Annotated in this window: 19 protein-coding genes and 1 pseudogene; 15 read left to right on the plus strand and 5 right to left on the minus strand. The window is 35.6% G+C overall.

Going from position 1 to position 17933, the window contains the following annotated elements:
- Positions 1-230: 230 nt before the first annotated feature.
- Positions 231-770 (minus strand): helix-turn-helix domain-containing protein, encoded by a 540-nt coding sequence (locus J0N78_RS00920; protein ID WP_209121391.1) that lies wholly within the window; start codon positions 768-770, stop codon positions 231-233.
- A 267-nt stretch (positions 771-1037) separates the two neighbouring features.
- Here J0N78_RS00920 and J0N78_RS00925 point away from each other — a divergent pair, with 267 nt between their 5' ends.
- Genes J0N78_RS00925 through J0N78_RS00935 form a run of 3 tightly spaced genes read left to right on the plus strand, consistent with a single transcriptional unit; the run spans position 1038 to position 2977 of the window.
- Entirely contained in the window at positions 1038-1685 is a 648-nt protein-coding gene (locus J0N78_RS00925; protein WP_209121127.1) for an alpha/beta hydrolase, read from the plus strand.
- Positions 1686-1704: 19 nt separating this feature from the next.
- The gene (locus J0N78_RS00930) at positions 1705-2496 is read left to right on the plus strand and encodes a dioxygenase family protein (RefSeq protein WP_209121392.1); all 792 of its coding nucleotides are present in this window, start codon (positions 1705-1707) and stop codon (positions 2494-2496) included.
- Between the two features lie 52 nt (positions 2497-2548).
- Positions 2549-2977 (plus strand): DoxX family protein, encoded by a 429-nt coding sequence (locus tag J0N78_RS00935; protein ID WP_209121128.1) that lies wholly within the window; start codon positions 2549-2551, stop codon positions 2975-2977.
- 210 nt (positions 2978-3187) lie between these two features.
- Here the strand turns inward: J0N78_RS00935 and J0N78_RS26050 are convergent, their stop codons facing one another.
- Together J0N78_RS26050 and J0N78_RS00945 are read right to left on the minus strand one after the other, a co-directional pair.
- The gene (locus tag J0N78_RS26050) at positions 3188-3340 is read right to left on the minus strand and encodes a YjcZ family sporulation protein (RefSeq protein WP_374193847.1); all 153 of its coding nucleotides are present in this window, start codon (positions 3338-3340) and stop codon (positions 3188-3190) included.
- A gap of 159 nt (positions 3341-3499) precedes the next feature.
- On the minus strand, positions 3500-4342 hold the full coding sequence (locus tag J0N78_RS00945; protein ID WP_209121129.1) for a protein-glutamine gamma-glutamyltransferase: 843 nt from the start codon (positions 4340-4342) through the stop codon (positions 3500-3502).
- A 331-nt stretch (positions 4343-4673) separates the two neighbouring features.
- Between J0N78_RS00945 and J0N78_RS00950 the strand changes: the two genes are divergently transcribed.
- From J0N78_RS00950 to J0N78_RS00975, 6 genes are all read left to right on the plus strand, one after another.
- On the plus strand, positions 4674-5933 hold the full coding sequence (locus J0N78_RS00950) for an MFS transporter (RefSeq protein ID WP_209121130.1): 1260 nt from the start codon (positions 4674-4676) through the stop codon (positions 5931-5933).
- Positions 5934-6060: 127 nt separating this feature from the next.
- On the plus strand, positions 6061-6267 hold the full coding sequence (locus J0N78_RS00955) for a DUF1659 domain-containing protein (protein ID WP_209121131.1): 207 nt from the start codon (positions 6061-6063) through the stop codon (positions 6265-6267).
- Between the two features lie 34 nt (positions 6268-6301).
- Positions 6302-6529: a DUF2922 domain-containing protein gene (locus tag J0N78_RS00960; RefSeq protein ID WP_209121132.1), complete on the plus strand. Its 228-nt coding sequence runs from the start codon at positions 6302-6304 to the stop codon at positions 6527-6529.
- A gap of 144 nt (positions 6530-6673) precedes the next feature.
- Positions 6674-7399: an ABC transporter ATP-binding protein gene (locus J0N78_RS00965; protein ID WP_209121133.1), complete on the plus strand. Its 726-nt coding sequence runs from the start codon at positions 6674-6676 to the stop codon at positions 7397-7399.
- On the plus strand, positions 7396-8460 hold the full coding sequence (locus tag J0N78_RS00970) for an ABC transporter permease (RefSeq protein ID WP_209121134.1): 1065 nt from the start codon (positions 7396-7398) through the stop codon (positions 8458-8460). The genes J0N78_RS00965 and J0N78_RS00970 overlap by 4 nt, the downstream gene beginning before the upstream one ends.
- 27 nt (positions 8461-8487) lie before the next feature.
- Entirely contained in the window at positions 8488-9141 is a 654-nt protein-coding gene (locus tag J0N78_RS00975; RefSeq protein ID WP_209121135.1) for a TetR/AcrR family transcriptional regulator, read from the plus strand.
- A 551-nt stretch (positions 9142-9692) separates the two neighbouring features.
- On the opposite strand, the gene J0N78_RS00980 is transcribed toward J0N78_RS00975, so the two are convergent.
- Positions 9693-10313: an NAD(P)-dependent oxidoreductase gene (locus J0N78_RS00980; protein WP_209121136.1), complete on the minus strand. Its 621-nt coding sequence runs from the start codon at positions 10311-10313 to the stop codon at positions 9693-9695.
- A 339-nt stretch (positions 10314-10652) separates the two neighbouring features.
- Here J0N78_RS00980 and J0N78_RS00985 point away from each other — a divergent pair, with 339 nt between their 5' ends.
- The gene (locus J0N78_RS00985; RefSeq protein WP_209121137.1) at positions 10653-11237 is read left to right on the plus strand and encodes a GNAT family N-acetyltransferase; all 585 of its coding nucleotides are present in this window, start codon (positions 10653-10655) and stop codon (positions 11235-11237) included.
- 168 nt (positions 11238-11405) lie between these two features.
- Entirely contained in the window at positions 11406-12575 is a 1170-nt protein-coding gene (locus J0N78_RS00990; protein ID WP_209121138.1) for an MFS transporter, read from the plus strand.
- 117 nt (positions 12576-12692) lie between these two features.
- Here the strand turns inward: J0N78_RS00990 and J0N78_RS00995 are convergent, their stop codons facing one another.
- Positions 12693-12887 carry a hypothetical protein gene (locus J0N78_RS00995; RefSeq protein ID WP_209121139.1) on the minus strand — a complete coding sequence of 65 codons (195 nt, stop codon included), beginning with the start codon at positions 12885-12887 and terminating at the stop codon, positions 12693-12695.
- Positions 12888-13588: 701 nt separating this feature from the next.
- On the opposite strand from J0N78_RS00995, the gene J0N78_RS01000 reads away from it, so the two are divergent.
- The 4 genes and pseudogenes from J0N78_RS01000 (at position 13589) to J0N78_RS01015 (ending at position 17771) form a co-directional block, all read left to right on the plus strand.
- Positions 13589-15052 (plus strand): SEC-C domain-containing protein, encoded by a 1464-nt coding sequence (locus J0N78_RS01000; RefSeq protein WP_209121140.1) that lies wholly within the window; start codon positions 13589-13591, stop codon positions 15050-15052.
- A 118-nt stretch (positions 15053-15170) separates the two neighbouring features.
- Positions 15171-16142 (plus strand): helix-turn-helix transcriptional regulator, encoded by a 972-nt coding sequence (locus J0N78_RS01005; protein WP_209121141.1) that lies wholly within the window; start codon positions 15171-15173, stop codon positions 16140-16142.
- A 94-nt stretch (positions 16143-16236) separates the two neighbouring features.
- Positions 16237-17304, plus strand: coding sequence for a hypothetical protein (locus J0N78_RS01010; RefSeq protein ID WP_209121142.1), 1068 nt, complete (start codon positions 16237-16239; stop codon positions 17302-17304).
- Between the two features lie 83 nt (positions 17305-17387).
- Positions 17388-17771, plus strand: a pseudogene (locus tag J0N78_RS01015) (DUF6508 domain-containing protein).
- The last annotated feature ends 162 nt before the right edge of the window (positions 17772-17933 follow it).

The following is a 17933-nucleotide window of genomic DNA, read 5'->3' on the forward strand; positions in this document are numbered from 1 at the left end:
CATCCGTTGCAAAAAGGGTTTTTTATTCATTGAAGGAAGGAAAATAGATGTACTCCACTGCTTGAGGATTTTCCCCCATGTACCTTGGCCTAAACTAGGTAAAGAAGTACCATCAGGTAGGATTACTACTCGTTTGGCTAGAGCATCTTTACTGTTCGTTATTTTCTTTCATCCATCAGGCTCGACCCTTCTTTTATTGATTTGTGTATTATAGAAGGTGAATTTTTACATTATAGTAAATCATTTAATTCAGTATCTGAGTAAATCGAGATTAATACTACAGCTTTCTCATCTCCAATGTTTTTGACAAAGTGTGGAACACTTGCATTCCAGCTAAAGGAGTCTCCCTGCTCAACAATAACAGAGTCTTCTCCTTGTTCAGCAAGGATTTTTCCTTCCAATACTAGATGGCACTCTTCACCCTCGTGGGAATGGGGCTCTCCTATTGTTGCTCCAGGGGGAAATTCTACAATCATCATTCTTAATCCCCCCTTTGAAGTTAAATGCTCGATCTTAAGGTTATTAAAAGTTGAGTTAGTTCTTAAGTCTTTGCGGACTACACGCATGTGCTGCTTTTTTTCCAACAGTAAGTAAGGTAAGGGAACCCCAAGAAATGTAGCAATTGTATTTAATGTACTAATTGAAGGGGAAGTGTTATTGTTTTCAATATTGCTAATGAATCCTTTCGAAAGACCGGTTCCTTCACACATTTGTGCAATAGTAATTTTTTTTCTCTGACGAATCGCACGAATTTTAGTTCCAATATCCAGTTTAATCACCTCTAAATGTTTACTAATAAAAAACATATTTATATATTAGCAAAAAAATTATTGACAATCTATAACCTATATTGTTATCTTATAAATAACAAATATTCATATTTAAAAACAAAAAAGTAATCTCTTTCTTTTTTTTATCTGTTTGTTTCTCAATAAGAATATTTTGTTTCTATATAAATCTTTTTGGTTTTTTTATGAAGGAAAACCTTTAATAAGTAGAGTTTTTTAGGAAAATATACGATGAAGGGATGATTAGCTGTGAATTCACCAATGATTTATGAACTTCGTAAACCAACTCAGATGGAACCAAATAAAAAATACCCAGCCTTATTTCTCATGCATGGGATCGGTAGTAATGAACAAAATATGCTGTCCTTAATTGATGGCCTGAAAGATCGTTGCTTCATTTTCAGCGTTCGAGGTCAGTTATCGCAACCACCGGGCTACGCTTATTTTACAATTCAGGGATATGGGAAACCGCATAGAGAAGTGTTTGACCATGGAATCAGTCAGCTTAATAGCTTTATTGATTATGCAGTGGGACAGTATCAAGTGGATAGTGACCGTTTGTACCTATTAGGGTTTAGTCAAGGTGCGATTGTATCTATGACGCTAGGGCTTACGTTAGGGAATCGAATTAAGGGAATTGTAGCCCTAAGTGGATATATTCCTGGCTTCGTCAAGGAAGAATATAATATTAAACCAGTCGATCAGCTTTCTTTGTTTATCTCACATGGAGAATTTGATAACATTCTACCTTATGAGTGGGGAGTAGAAAGTAATGAGTATTTTAAAAGCTTAAATGCTCAGGTTACCTTTAAATCCTACCCAGAGGGACATACCGTTTCATTAGAAAATAAACAAGATTTTACGAATTGGCTGCTTGAAGATTTAGCTAAACAATAAATAAGGGAGGAATGAAATGATGCTACCATCATTATTTGTTGCACACGGAGCACCATTACTAGCAATTGAGAATAATGAGTATACCCAGTTTTTAGAGCAATTAGGTACGAAATTACCGAAGCCAAAAGCGGTTGTATTGTTTTCAGCACACTGGGAATCACATACTCAAAAAGTGAGTAAGGTTGATGAATTTGAAACGATCTATGATTTTGGAGGTTTTCCAGAGGCGTTATACCGTATTAAGTATCCAGCCAAAGGGGATCATTCCGTAACAAGGGAGATAGAAGAATTATTCTTAGCACAAGGTATACCTTATGATGTGGATACGAAACGCGGTTTAGATCATGGAGCTTGGGTCGTTCTTAAAATGATGTATCCAAGTGCCGATATCCCGGTCATTTCAATGTCTGTAAACCCGAACATTTCACCAATGGAGCAATATAATCTTGGGAAATCTCTATTACAGTTAAGACAACAAGACATTTTAATTATTGCAAGTGGGGGTACGGTTCATAACTTAGGAGCATTAAGAATGACTAGCGATGATGGAACGGTAGATCAATGGGCGTTAGAGTTTGATACATGGTTAGAACATCATCTAACTAAATGGGATTTAGATGCTCTTTTCAAGTATAACTCCTTAGTTCCAAGTGCTGAATTGGCCGTACCACCCTATGGAACTGAACACTTTATTCCAATATTTTATGCAATGGGTGCAGCAGACGATGAAAAGAGTGCGAAATTATTGCACCGAAGTTATCGATACGGCAATCTTAGTCACAGTGTTTGGCAATTTGGAGAATCGAAGTAATTAAGCTTGAATCAAATTATCTCATAGATAAACATATTAGGAGGAAAATGAAATGATAAATAAACATGAAATTGGAACATTAATTTTAAGAGTTGTATTAGGTTTGACATTCTTTGTTCATGGATTAGTGAAATTTCAAGGTGGAATCGAAAATATAGTTGGCTGGTTTGACAGCATTGGATTACCAGGATTCTTAGCTTATGGTGTGGCATTATTAGAACTCATTGGTGGAATCGCGTTAGTTCTTGGTTTATTTAGCAGAGTTGTATCTGGTTTATTAGCCCTATTAATGGTTGGAGCTATCGTAAAAGCAAAACTGGCTGTTGGCTTTTTAGGAAATGGTCAAATGGCTGGATACGAACTAGATTTAGCATTTTTGGCCATGGCAGTATTTATTGTGATCAATGGCTCAAAGGCATATGCTCTTGATCATGTAATTTTTAAAAGAAAAGAAACCGGAAACGCAACTATTCTAAACTAATGTTTCCTAATATGTCTGTATCCGTTTCTGAAGTTATAAATGTAAATCCCAAAGTTCATTTAATTAATCACGGATTATATTTACTCCAACGAAGAGAGGCCGTTTGGTAACTTCAATTTCCGATTAATAAATTACTTCTCACAAACAAGAACATATTTAAACTAATATGTTCTCGTTTGTGTAATCAGTGTTTTTAAAAGGCTCAGCTTTTTACTTGCATTTAGGATAGTAAGAAGCACCTACAATGATTAATAAGATAAACAACACAACAATTAACACAAAGCTATCGGTTCTAGGTGCGGGACAACCGTATCCATAACTAGGAGCCATATAAGTTGGGTGTGGCGGAATATTCGCTCCCATATAAGGTGCCGCGTTTACGTTAGCTCCCATATAAGGTGCTGCATTAACATTTGCCTCCATGTTCATACTTCCTTTCTATATTGTATATATTCACTACATTATACTCACCTAGTTTCAAAATGTCCCGTTCCGCCATGAAAATGGGTGAATGTCACAAGTTTATGGACTAATCATTTTTTGCAGATAAGTAAGATAGAGTAGAAAGGAAATGGAGTTTTTATTATGGTGGGCGACGATATGTTGTTTTTTATAAGGTGCGTGACCTCTTTGATAAGTTGATAAATTAGATAAACGCTGAAAGGAAGGGTTGGTGACCAATCTCGTTAAATAAGCAGATTGATCACTCTCTGGACGTCTTTGTGTATTCAAAAATTCAATCATTTCTTTAGCAGTCTTTATTCCAAAACCATGGCCAAAAAATTTTCCGTCGCTCATCTCGACAGCGTTTACACCCCTATACCAAGAGGTTTTTGGATTAAAGTCTGGATTAATGAAATAAACAACATCCCCAGGTAAAAAATGATTCGCATAATAGGTATAAATCCCGAGGTCAGGGTCAGCGTGCCAGCTATATAAATAGATTTCTTGAAAGAGGGAGTTAAAAAGAGGTTTTCCAATACTCTTTAGTACGGCATGGTAAAACACGATGATACAAGCTGTTGCACATTCAAATGCATACTGTGAACTATTTTGATAAATGTCCAGAATGGCATCCGATGGACTTACGTTAGGCTTTAACAGGAAGCCACCTGCTTTTGTTAATTTCCAGTAGGTATCATTACACTGAGCATACTGAAAAGTTGTAAACACAGCTTGACTATTATTCATTAGTCTTGCACTTTCTATAATGTTTTTTCGAAGGTTGAGCTCAAACAAAAGTTCATGGATAGAAGGATAGGAATATAAGACACGGGTGTCTGACATTCGTTGAATAATCAATTTTTCCATACTTCCAAAGTTCAATTCATTTGGTTGAAAAGACATCCCAGATACTTGAATCATGAAATTCTCCCTTCCAGAATGGTATTGTTCTTATCATATTCGAGTACATTCATTCGTATTGCTATTTATGTAGGCGCTTTTTTTGTTATTTTATTTGCAGGTTATTTGGTTGGAGGGTTTATTGGAAGACTGACATAAAAAATATTTTACTAATGGGTGCTGTAGTTTAATAGAAAAATATGATGACATCACAAAAATGCTCAGATAATGTACGATTATTTGAGCATTTTTGTGTGCGATTTAAACTGTTAATTCTTGAAAGAAAATCCTCGTTCCTATCGTTACTAAAAATCATATATATAGAGTAAAAGCCTAACAGGAGTAGATATCATTGGATAAACAAAATAGTCGATTTAGATGGGTTGTATTTACTTCTGTATTGTTTACTTATTTATTCATGTCGAGCCAACGAACCGCTCCGGGATTGATTACGGACCAAATATTGTTGGATTTTAATGTAACAGCGACAACGATTGGGTTACTGACAAGTATCCAATTTTTTGTGTACACTGGGCTGCAAATTCCGATGGGCTTTTTGGCAGATCGTTATGGACCCAATTTTTTTCTAATTATGGGTGCCATCCTGACAGGTCTAGGTACCATCATTTATAGTCTTGGCACGCATGAATTTATCTTATTCTTTGCAAGAATATTGATAGGCACGGGGGATGCGACCATCTGGGTCAATATGGTGTTAATATTGAGCCAATGGTTTAATGCTAAGGAATTTACACGGTTAATTGGTATTACCGCAATGACAGGAAGCCTCGGCTTTCTTTTGGCGACAGTTCCTTTCTCCTTATTAATTGACTTCCTTGGTTGGAGGGCAGCATTTTTTTCAGCAGGTCTAATGCTATGTTTATGTGCTATTCTCCTTTATTTTGTTCTCTTAAAAAAACCAAAACAAACTTTATTTATAAGAAAAGAGGTACAACGGGAAAAAATATTGGTTTTACTGCGAAGAATTTTTTCGAATCGGCAAGCTTGGGCTTTATTCTTTTGCCACTTTGGGATTGTCGGAACGTATGTTGGATTTATCAGTTCGTGGGGAGTGCTCTATGGAATGAATGTATATGGAATGGCACGTTCAGATGCCAGTCAGCTTATTATGATTGGTCTGATCGGGGCACTTATAGGTGCTCCTCTGGCTAGTTGGATTTCCAGCCGTTTAGAAACAATTAAAAAGCCATATGTTATTGTTCACCTCATTCTTTTATTGAGTTGGTCCATCTTTCTTTTCTTTAATGGGAACCCGCCTTTTTCCTTGTTAACTCCCCTTTTCTTTATTATAGGTCTTGCATATGGGGCAAATGCGTTAACATTTGCTGCCGTTCGGCAATCTTTTCCGATAAAAGAATCGGGCATTGTCTCTGGGTTTGCAAATACAGGTGGTTTTTTAAGTGCCGTTTTGCTGCCAAGCATTTTTGGAAAAGTATTGGATCATTTTCAGGCGGTTTCGGGTAGTATAATTGATGGATATTACTACGGTTTCATCACTCCAGTTGTTTTCTCCATGATCGGCCTAATTGGCGTGACACTGATTAAGGAAAACAGTTTACACTTAACCTGTCAAGGAGACAATAAAATATGAGTATATTAAGCAACGGCCTTTTCCTTGTTATTCTTTTGGGAAAGGCCGTTAATTTTTTTCTTTGACGAACACATTCACCCCTTTTGCTCTGAAGTCTATATATACGGAGTGAAAGGAGGTGATAACGATGCTAACGAACTCCCGCTTAATCATTGTGTTCGAAACGGGTGTCAACGAAATCGGGGAGCCGATCTTAAAAACGAAGAGCTTTAATAACATTAAAACAGCGTCAACAGACGAACAGTTGAAAGCTGTAGCCGATGCGTTAACACCACTTCAGGCTTGGACACCGTATAAGATTGAACGAAATAATGTGTATTCTCTTGAAGCTTAAATTCTATGAAAAATAAAGGAAAGGAGGGCTTAGGATGACGAAAAAGCTAGAGCTCATTTTTGAAAACGAGCAAGCTAAAACAGTAACACTTTCACTGGACACCCCTGTTTACCCAGTCGATCCAGCTGCGGTTAGTGCAGCGAAGGATGCGATTATTGCCCAAAACGCGTTTACGTCTTCGGGTGGGAAGCAAGGGGACGGAGCTCTTGCTTCTTTCGTTTGGCTAAACAAAAGAAGCGGCAGTACCGTCCCTGTGCTTTAAAACGGACCTGCAAGAGTATGGTAACTACAACAAAAAATTTTTAAATCCTAAAAAGTGAGTAATTACTTACTTTTTTAATGATTTGATGTATTATATTAAAAAGAGTACTCCGTAATTACTCACTTTAAAATGAGGAGGACATTTATGAAAGAGACTGTTACGATGAAAAATGTAAGTAAAAGTTTTGGTAATAAAGTTGTACTAGATAACATCAATTTTAGTGCTGAAGAAGGAAGAATTTACGGTTTAATTGGACCTTCTGGAGCTGGGAAAACAACTTTAGTAAAGATGATTGTCGGTATGGATATTCCAGATAAAGGTTCAGTTCAAGTTTTAGATAAAAAAATACCTAATTTGAAACTTTTACAAGAAATAGGATATATGGCTCAATCGGATGCCTTATACACAGAACTAACTGGAAAAGAAAACCTTATGTTTTTTGCATCGCTTTATAAACTGAATAAAACAGAGAAGCAGCAACGATTAAACTATGCGGCAGATTTGGTTAACCTTACAGAACATCTTAATATAAAAGTTGGAGCTTATTCTGGAGGAATGAAACGCCGACTGTCCCTTGCGATTGCTCTATTACAAAATCCGAAAATCCTAATTTTAGATGAACCTACTGTTGGCATTGATCCTGAATTAAGATTTAACATTTGGAATGAACTATTCAGGTTAAAAAATAAAGAAAGAAAAACTATTATTGTCACCACACATGTTATGGATGAAGCTGAAAGATGTGATTTTATCGCAATGGTTAGGGATGGGGTACTTATTGCGACTGGTACGCCTAATGAATTGAAAGAACAATATAAAGCTAATAATTTTGATGAAGTATTCTTGTATGCTGGGAGGAAAGATCTATGAGAACAGTTGCAGTTATCAAAAGGATTTTCCAACAAATGTTAAGGGACAAACGAGCAATGGCTCTATTATTCATAGTACCATTGTTAGTTCTTACCCTTATGAATTTAGTTTTTAACGGGAAAACAGTTGACCCAATTATTGGTGTGGAAAATGTTAATCAAGAAGTAATAAATCAGTTTGAAAAATCAGATATAATAGTTAAGGAATTTGAAAACGTTTCTGGTGCAGAAAGTATCATTAAGAATCATGGTTTAGATGCATTTTTAAAAGAAGATAATGATAAAACAACATTAACCTTGCTGAATGAAGACCCAACCGTATCAAAGGGATTACAAATGAAAATAAAACAAATATTAAGTGCAAATCTTCAGTCGCAGTTGATGCAAAAAAGTGAATTGCAAATGAAACAGTCTCCTCAAGATACACTCAAAACAAATTATTTATATGGAAGTGAAAACACTGAGTTTTTTGATGTAATGAGTCCAATACTAATCGGCTTTTTTGTATTCTTTTTCGTTTTCTTAATCTCTGGAATGGGGTTGTTGAAAGAAAAAACGACAGGTACATTAGAACGATTAATGGCTACGCCTATAAGAAGAGGAGAAATCGTTGTAGCTTACTTAATAGGCTTCGGCGTATTTGCTGTCATCCAAACCATTATTGTTGTTTTGTTTGCTATAAATGTGTTAGACATTGTATTAATCGGTTCCATATGGAATGTTATATTAATAAATTTATTACTTTCTCTTGTTGCATTGTCTCTTGGTTTATTACTATCTTCTTTTGCAGCGTCTGAATTCCAAATGGTTCAATTTATTCCAATAGTGATTATCCCACAAGTATTCTTTTCTGGAATTTTCCCATTAGAAGGTATGGCTAATTGGTTAAAAATGTTTTCAAAAATAATGCCTATATATTATGCAGGAGACGCATTAATAGGAGTTATGTACAAAGGGTTAAGTTTTTCTGATATTATTAATAATTTATATATTTTAATGGGACTTGCCGCTCTATTTATTACTATTAATTTATTTGTTCTTAAAAAATACCGCAAATTATAAATTTGGGGTAAAGGGAAGTGAGTTATTTTGTCACGAAATAAGTTGTTTGATGAAATGATTGCTCAAATAAAAAAATCAAAAAAGCAAACAGTGAAACAACAGAAGATTGTGAATGCAGCTATTACCTTATTTGCAGAGAAAGGATATTCAAATACTTCAACTTCAGAAATAGCAAAATTTGCAGAGGTATCAGAAGGGACCATTTTTAAGCATTATGGAACAAAAGAAAATTTATTGCTTTCTATAATTGTTCCGTTCATAAAGGAAAACGCACCTACTATGGCAGGTGAGGTTCTTAAACAAACATTAACTGAAAATACAACTACATTTGAACAATTTTTAAGGAATTTCTTAAAAAATCGTTTGAATTTTATTTCTGAAAATAAAGAGATCTTTCAGATTTTTTTTAAAGAAATTATTTATCAAGAAGAGTTAAAAAATGAAATAAGCAGTTTATTTTATGAAATTGCCATATTAAGATTAAGCAAAGCAATTGAGGTTTTCCAAGAACGCGGCGACTTAATCGAAAGCTCAAGTGACAAAGTTGCAAAAATGCTCTTTACTGTATTAGGAGGTTTTATTGTTTCAAATTTTGTATTAATGAATAAGGAAGATGTCGGTGACAAAGAAATTGAAGAAGTAATCAGCTTTGTAATGAATGGTATCAGAAAACCAAAATAAAAAACATAATAGTTTGTAAATTTGTACGAAAAAAATTTATTTGAATTTATTAAAAGCCATTTTCTCTTCTGGAAAGATATGTTATGTGTTTGAAAGGGGTTAGAGTGTCCCATATATATGATTCAATTATATTCTGAAGAATCAAGGGGTATTGAACTTATAATTGTCAGTTGAACAAGGATCGTAAAAAAATATATATTTTTTTCAACAATCGGACGTATTACGAGTTTCCGTTCCTATGTTTTGTTTCAATTTTAATGATCCCCTTTTTATTACATAGTACAAATATACTGGTAAAGGAATATAATTTTTAAAGGCGGTCACTTTAAAAGTGATCGTTTTGTTTAACGTCGCAGGTTAGTAAAAAAAGAGATGTTAATTTTTACAACATCTCCTTTACTTATAATTTCTTGTGATTTTAAATACTCTAATTCATACTTTAGATATAACAGAAAGGGATGCTTTAGTGGAAGAGCGGAGATTGTTTCCATATCTCATTTCCTTTTTCAACAAACGATCTAACCCAATACGAAAGTAGTATAAGAGTATTATTAGTAGGCGATACCTACACGTGATTTTATATAATCGTTTGTTTTAATCTGTCTAAATGTAAATTCTGCTGTGTCCGGTACGGATATTTCAACTCCATCCTCCGGCAAAAAATTCCGCTCTATACGATATTTGCCTATCCTTTCTCCATCCGGCAAGTAGGTAGGACAAACAATCGTCCATTCGAGGGTTGATTGTTTGAGCATATCGTAAACTTTATGATGTTCTTTCGCTGCACGGGTTGACTTACGCTTTGATTCACTTGATTGATAACGCAGAGAATTTGGCGTGGTTCTACTTTGCAGGATACCTGCAGTTCCTATAGTTATTATTCGTTTTGTACCTTCATTTTCCATTGCCTCGATAATAAGTGACATACTTTCTGATAGAGTGGTTATGCCATCAGTATTTAGTGCGCTAATAACTACATCACTACCATGCATTGCATGTACGATATCATCTTTATTTAAAACATTCCCTTGAATAATGGTTAAATTTTCATTATTTATTTGAATCTTCTCTGGAGTACGAACTAATACAGTAACATGGTGTCTGTCGTACAGGGCGTAAGTAACTATATGACTTCCAACTCGTCCAGTTGCACCTAAAAGCAAAATATTCATAAGAATGAGCCTCCTTTTGCCAATACTAATATTTTACTATAAAAGCTATATTATTGTCTTATTCAACGATGCTTACGTCGAATAAGACAGGTGAAAAAAACAGAGTCATTTACTGCACTGTACAATGATACTGGTAATGGATTAACCATCTAAGAGACGATTGCATTCAATGTGTCGTCTTTTCATATTAGACTGATACTACGCAGCAAAGATTTTATTTTTTAGTCGACTTTGTAAAGAAATATGCTTAAAGTAACGCTTCCAGTTTAGCTGAATAAGAAGGAGAAGTCATAAAAAAGACGAATTAGTGTGCAATATTTTAAAAAGGAGAGAAGAATTATGGAGATAACACCAGTAAAACTAATAGGAGAAAGAGTAATTTTACTGCCTTTGGAAGTTCATCACATTCAGGAATTGTTTGATGCGGGAAACAATCCAGATATATGGGCATACATGCCAATGAAAGTTCAATCGATTGAAGATATGAAGTATCTTGTGAATGAAGCACTTCAAGCGAGAGGGCAAGGAAGTGAATTTCCTTTTGTTATCTTGGATAAGGATTCGGAAAAAATTGTGGGAAGCACTCGTTTTCTTAACATCTCCATACCAAACCGTAACTTGGAAATTGGTTGGACATGGCTGTCTCCAACTGTTTGGCGAACTAGAATAAATACAGAATGTAAGTATCTTCTTTTGAAACACTGCTTTGAGACACTTGGTACAATTCGTGTTCAGATCAAAACAGACAGTCGAAATGTGAGGTCCCAGCAGGCGATTGAACGGATTGGTGCGGTAAAAGAAGGAGTGCATCGAAATCATATAATTATGCATGACGGTTATTTTAGAGACACTGTGTTTTACAGTGTAATTGACAAAGAATGGATGCTAGTGAAGAATAAATTGGAGAGTATGCTTAGTGAGTAGTGTGTTTATCAAAGTCTAAATTATTAAACTAAAGGATAGCATTAACAGAACAATAAGATCGCCAAAATGGCGGTCTTTTATTACTAAAGAAGCATTTACTTGACCGAGAAGTCCTTTTTATAACTCTGAAAAATATACATGTAATAATAAATGTAAATGGGGGATGTAATGGGGTTGAGAGGGAGAGCAAGTTTAATTGTTGGTTGGATTACTTTGTTTCTAATGGGGACTGATTTATTTGTAGTGTCTCCTTTGCTACCGTTCATTTCGGAAGCGTATAATGTTAGTTCAGCGATGACAGGGTGGATGGTAACTGTTTTTGCTGTAACATATGCTATTGCAGCACCCTTCTTTGGTTGGGCTTCAGACAAAAAAGGAAGAGGGATTTTTATTACGTTTGGGTTAATATTATTTACTTTCTCTAATGCCTTAACTGCTTTTTCACCTTCTTTTGCCTGGTTAATCATTAGTCGTATTTTAGCTGGTTTGTCCGTTGCTGCGATCACCCCTTTGATTTATGCAATTATTGGTGATATTGCACCATCAAATCGGAGAGGAACTTGGCTTTCTATTGTTGTTTCGGGACATTTAACAGCTCTTTGGGCAGGAGCTCCATTCGGTACGTTACTAGAGCTTATTCTTGGTTGGCGTTCAGTATTTGTTGTAATGGCTATTATAGGAACAATATTGGCAGTAGTGAATTTCAAAACATGGAAATCTGTTCCTAAAAGCGATTTAACAAGAAATCGCTTAGAAGGAAATCTGCTAAGAATACTCGGTTCGGTAAGTGTTACAACCATTTGGGCGATTTCAATGTATGCTCTATATGTTTACTTAGGTGCGGCTCTTTATTCCGAAAATAGATTCTCATCATCAGAAATTGCATTAGCTGTTACTTTTTATGGTATCGGTGCTGTATTAGGAAGTCTTATAAGTGGACAATTCACAGATAGGTTTGGAGAAAGTAAGATTTCGAAAGCTACGCTAATTTTTTTGACTCTAATACTCGTTTGTTTAGGTATATTCTTCTCATCTGGCGATTGGATTTATTTCTTTCTATTCATATGGGCTTTGGTTGGGTATGCAGGATTTACATCATACCAAGCACGATTAGCAGTCGAATATCCAAAGGAACGAGGAATTGTTATGGCGTGGAATAATACTGCTCTGTATATTGGTATTACCATTGGTTCAATGATTGGTGGTTATGTCATATCTAATTGGGGATACCCTTTCCTCCCGTATGTTTGTAGCATTGCTGCAATCATTAGTTTTGTCCTTAGTACCCAAAAGGTCCAAGAAACAAAAAAAGAATCAGCTTTTCCAGCAGATAGATGACCTCAGAAAGAAGTCTTTTTATCGAACGGGGTGCGAATGTTGAAGAAGAAAGATGAAAAACAACAGAGTCATTTGCTGCGTAGTACAATCATACTATTCATTAGGATATTCAACAATCTAGGCCATATAATGGAAATGTGTAACAATAAAGTAAAATATTAATACAGCTTTCCTAGTAAAATCTTTTGAAATAATATGTTCTTCTACTGCATCTTGTACGCATCCGCGGATGTGTGCATTTGATTTCTCTACTGTTTCGAGAGACTTGTTTGTTCCAAATTTATTTAAAAATAAATGGTAGTCATGGCGCATGATTTCCTGCAGCGGCTTACTACCGAAATGTTCTTTAATTGCTTTTAGAGAATAGTCATAATGAAGTTTTGTAGTGGACAGCTTTTTTTAATGATTATTTGGATGCTTTAATTGCGATTTACTGCCACGTTTGGAGTTGTATTCCGTTCCTTTATTATTATCCCCACTTTTTCTCGGGATTTTGACTTTTAGGATTACCTGAGTTGAACCTAGCTTGGCCCATTCCATCGATAATATTTGTCATCGACATTTCACTCCTTTCGGCTTCAGTATCACCTGTTTTTATCAAAATAAAATCAAATATCGGTGGAATAATAAAGAGTGTGCAGATAGAAAGGAGAAAGACAGATGGAAAAGAATGACTATACTGAAAAAATGAGAAGAAATGAAGCGAACTTAACAGCTTTTACGATGGAAGAACAACCAGAAAGTGTGATTAATTCTAAAATAAAAAATAATTCAAATTAAACAGAATATATCAACATTTATTGGGATGAGTGGCAAAGTTAATAAAATAAACATAGGGACTGCCTTCTAAACAACTAGAGTATTACTAGTATTAGGGGACAGTCTTTTCCATTGCGATAACTAGCTTTACGAATAGTTAACCTCTCTCCTACAAATTCCGAGATGTCACTGTGACGGTTACAATGCTAAAATAATTAGTAGAATATTCAATTAAGAAATAGAGGAGTATGTAAATGAGTGTAAGTCGTAATAAACCATGTCCATGTGGTAGTGGAAAAAAATATAAAAAATGTTGTATGGCGAAAAACAATGTCATCGATTTACATAGATTAAAAGAAGATCGTTTTTATGAACAAAAACATGTCGTAGTTACAATGGTGACGGAGTTTGTATGGGGCCAGATGAATCGTCGTGATTTAGAACAATTAGAAGCAATCTTTGATAAAAGGACAAAGAATTATGTAAATGAAGATGCAAAACCGCTTATGTTTCATTTTTATAGCTTATTTATGCACCAGTATGAGAATGGTCTACGGGGAATCGAGTGGTTTTACAAGGAAAAAAGCAGCCAATTAGAACCGAACTTGAAGACGATGGCTATGACGTGGGCGAGTCTGCCGTTTTGCCTCGTTCATGCGATTGAATATACGGAAGATACCATCCTTTTTGAAGATGTAATCACGAAAAAAACGTATCCCGCTGCTAGATTGAATGAAAATGTCCCGAGTCAAATCGGACCGTATTACGGTACCGTGGGACTACTTGAACTTCATCAAGACAAGTATTATTTCAATGGTGTGAGAGTATTTATGAGCCCTATCCATGTCTCACAAGCAAAAATGAAAGTGGAGTCACTCATGAAGGAAACAGGGTGGTCTTATAAAAAAGTAATGATGGAGTATTCCGCTGAAGTGTTTGCGGCATTGCTTGAGGATCAAAATAGTCAAATTCAAGAAGAAGACATCCACACCCTTGAGGAGCTAGGTTTGGAGCATCTTCCGGCATATGCAGAGGACTTCCTAGCTTTTTATAAGGAGAAAACAGCAGGAAAAAAAGAAAATACCGTTCGAAAGTATCGCGAAAGTTTACATGACATTAATGAAGTTCTAAAAAGGAATCAAATGTTCAGTCTCCATGAACTCGATGAGAACTCATGGATAAAACTGCTCTCCAAAGAATATTTTGACATGTATGAGACGATGACGAAAACCCAAATAACCGATCTCATTAGCACTCTGAAAGCCTTTGTTCAATGGATGAAGCGAAAAAAGAAAACAGACTTGTGGCCTGGCTTAGCTCACTTTTTAAAAGAAGAAGAAAAGCAGTTCATCCATGCGGTACAATTACCAAATTCGTTTTTCCCCAATTACTTCAGAGGTTTTAATGGTCAAATGAACGAGGTGGCAAAACTGCTAAAAGGTGAAATCTTGCTTGATAGTGAAACGGTAGAAGGGTTATTTGAAATTAAAAAGGCCAACAAACAAAGCTTCCGTGTAACTCTACTCGCGTCCTTACAAAAGGGCACCAAAGCAAAGAAAAGAGCGGAATACACCATTAATGGAGCAGAGTTACAAATGGAATATGTCGAAGAAGGATTGATTTTTTCTGGAAAAATCTCCACTGGGCGAACGAATATGTGGGAATTGGTGAAAATGGAGGACACATTTCCACGGACGGCGAAGCCTTTTATTCTATAAGTGAATTTAGAAGATTTAAGGATCTCATTGCCAAATTAGGCGTCGCAGATGAATGGTAAAACTATAAGAATAATAGGTTAAAGGAAGGAACATGATCTTATGATGAAAGGATGGTTCCATGTCCGAACGGTTAATTCGACTTGTTCGCATTATCGTTGCAATTCAAGCAAGTCCAGGTATAACGGCCAAAGAATTAGCGGAAAAATGCGAAACAACGGATCGTACGATTTATCGAGACTTAGATCTATTAAGTGCAGCTCACATTCCGATCACGAACGAGGGTTACGGGAAAGGGTATAATTATCTTGGAAACTTTTCGATTTATCCACTAGACTGGACAGATGAAGAAGCAGTTGCTTTTGGGATGCTTCCACAAATTCTAGATCAATTAAGTCACTTAATACCACCTGACTTTTATACAGCCTATGAAAAAGTGATGGCAACCCACCATAAGGAAAAGAAAGACCTACATAACATTCTTCAGCAAATGGTATCTATTATTCAAATGGGAACTCCCGCCTTTCAAGAACAGCAAAATAATTTTTTATCACCAGTCATCCAAGCCATCATACATTCTCGGACATTAGAAGTCGTTTATCATACACAAAGTCGTAATGTAACGACATCTCGTACACTTGATCCGTATTATTTAATTCCACGGGATCACCGATTTTATTTGATAGCTTATTGCCATGAAAAAGAGAAATTCCTCACGTTCAGAATGAGCCGCTTTCTTGAAGTAAAACAAACTGAGCAGACGTTCAAGAAGCAAGACTTCAATATTAAAGAATACTTTAAACATACTTGGTCGATTATCCAAGGGACAGAAAAGATCCATTTTAAAGTGTTATTCCATAAAAACATTGCTCGCTACGTAAAAGAAGAAGAACTTTTTGTGAAACCGAAATTAACGGAAAAAGAAGATGGAAGTTTACTTTTTGAAGTCACGCTCAATCATGACCGTGAGTTTTTACAGTGGATCATGCAATACGGAAGCGATGCAGAAATTCTTGAACCTGTAGAATATCGTAAAAAAATGAAACAAACGCTCTTAAACTGGCTAGAAACATACCAAAATGAAAAATTGTAAAAAAAAGTATGTAAAACATTTGTTCGCTGACAATTATATGTCAATTATGGTTGTTATCCTATCATTGTAAATAAAATTCATGGAGGGATAACAAATGAAGAAATTATCATTTTTATTTATTTCTTTAGTTACAGCGACATTAATAGTTACGGGATGTGGCGAGGAAGCCAAGATCGAAAAGGTAGATAATGAAACACAAGCAAGTGAAGAAAAAGAAACGAATTGGCTAGAAGAAAAAGAAAGCCTTACTGCTGAAGAACAAATGATTAAAAGCTTTGTTCAAGATTTCTTTTCTGCGGATGCTGACTTGCGTGAGCAGGCGGTTGACAATTACATTCACCCAGATGTACAGGACTTTTTTTACCTTATGAGCGGATTTTCAGATGAGAATGACATTACAACGATTGATATGAATCAGTTTTCCGTTATCGAATCGGTTCAGCATGAAGAAGACGGTGAAAAAGGCATCATCACACTAACAAGAGAACAAAGTGAAGCAGGATCGATTCATGAACGAATCTTCTTTGTTTTAGATGATAAAATCGGCTGGTTTTTCAGCCCGATAACAGAAGATGAAGACATGCGCCAAGCCTTTTACGACATGAGAGCATTATTAAGTTCAGAAACGCCGCCAGAGGAAATACTAGAAACATTTGAACCTGAACAAGAAGTTGAAGCAGACAGTTCAGATAATAAAGAAAAAGATATCGGGACGCGTGCGAATCCACTTACAATTGGAGAACGCATTACATTGAACTACTACGACTGGTTACATGGGCAAGTTCATTTAGAAATGGAATTTCAAGAAGTCATTAGCGGCGATGAAGCTTGGAATATGGTCCGCGAAGGCAACCAATTTAACGAAGAGCCAGCTGATGATCAGGAATATATATTAGCTAAATTTTATGTAAAAGTACTAGAAGTTGAAGAAGAGCCATTCGATCTGCACCAGGCTTTATTTGATGCAGTGAGCAGTGCTGGCAATACGTATGACGACTTTATTTCCGTTTCTGGAGTAGAGCCGTCGCTAAGTAATGAAATGTATGCAGGAGCTGAGCGCGAAGGCTATACGTATTTCCTTGTCGACAAAAATGACGACAATCCACTCGCAGCCTTCCAACGACGAACCGATGCGGAAGTGTGGTTTAAGTTGAGGGATTAGTTTTTTGCCACCATACTCATTTACTTTACAATTTTTGTGTAGTCTGAGGGATTGAACTTGAGGTGAGATGAATGGAAAAATAATTGACGATTGAGAATTATAATAGGGTTTTAGTATATACAGAATATTTTAATTCAGCAAAACCCAAATATTATATTGAAAAACCTGGTTCAGTTGACCCATATATTTATTCAGAAGAAGTAAACAGTTTTATAGAATTGTTATACTCTGAAGACTTTATAATGTCAGGATTCGATTGGCCCGTTTGGCAGACGGAAGGAGAAAAATATATAATAGATCCCCATTTAATTACAAAGGCATCTATCGATGAAATTCGAAAACTGTGAACAACAATTATTAGAAAAGAAAGGTTTTCCTCAGGTACCATCGCAAGACTAATTGATATAGGATTTTTCGTAGTGGTATTAAATAGACTAAAGGCCCTTAAGAATAATATAAAAAAGTAGTAAAGGATTGGATACTTGATCAATTAGTAGAATGGGTAAAGAAAGATATTGAAACTTTTTCATATTATATACTTTCAAGTAGAGTAGGCCTTTTTTGGTCTACTCTATTCACTTATACAGTTTTAGTTTCTGTGACATCAACGAACCTCCAAGTTGTATTCA

It is taken from the genome of Alkalihalobacillus sp. BA299, from assembly GCF_017745675.1.
In the GTDB taxonomy this organism is placed as follows: Bacteria; Bacillota; Bacilli; order Bacillales; family Bacillaceae_F; genus Alkalihalobacterium.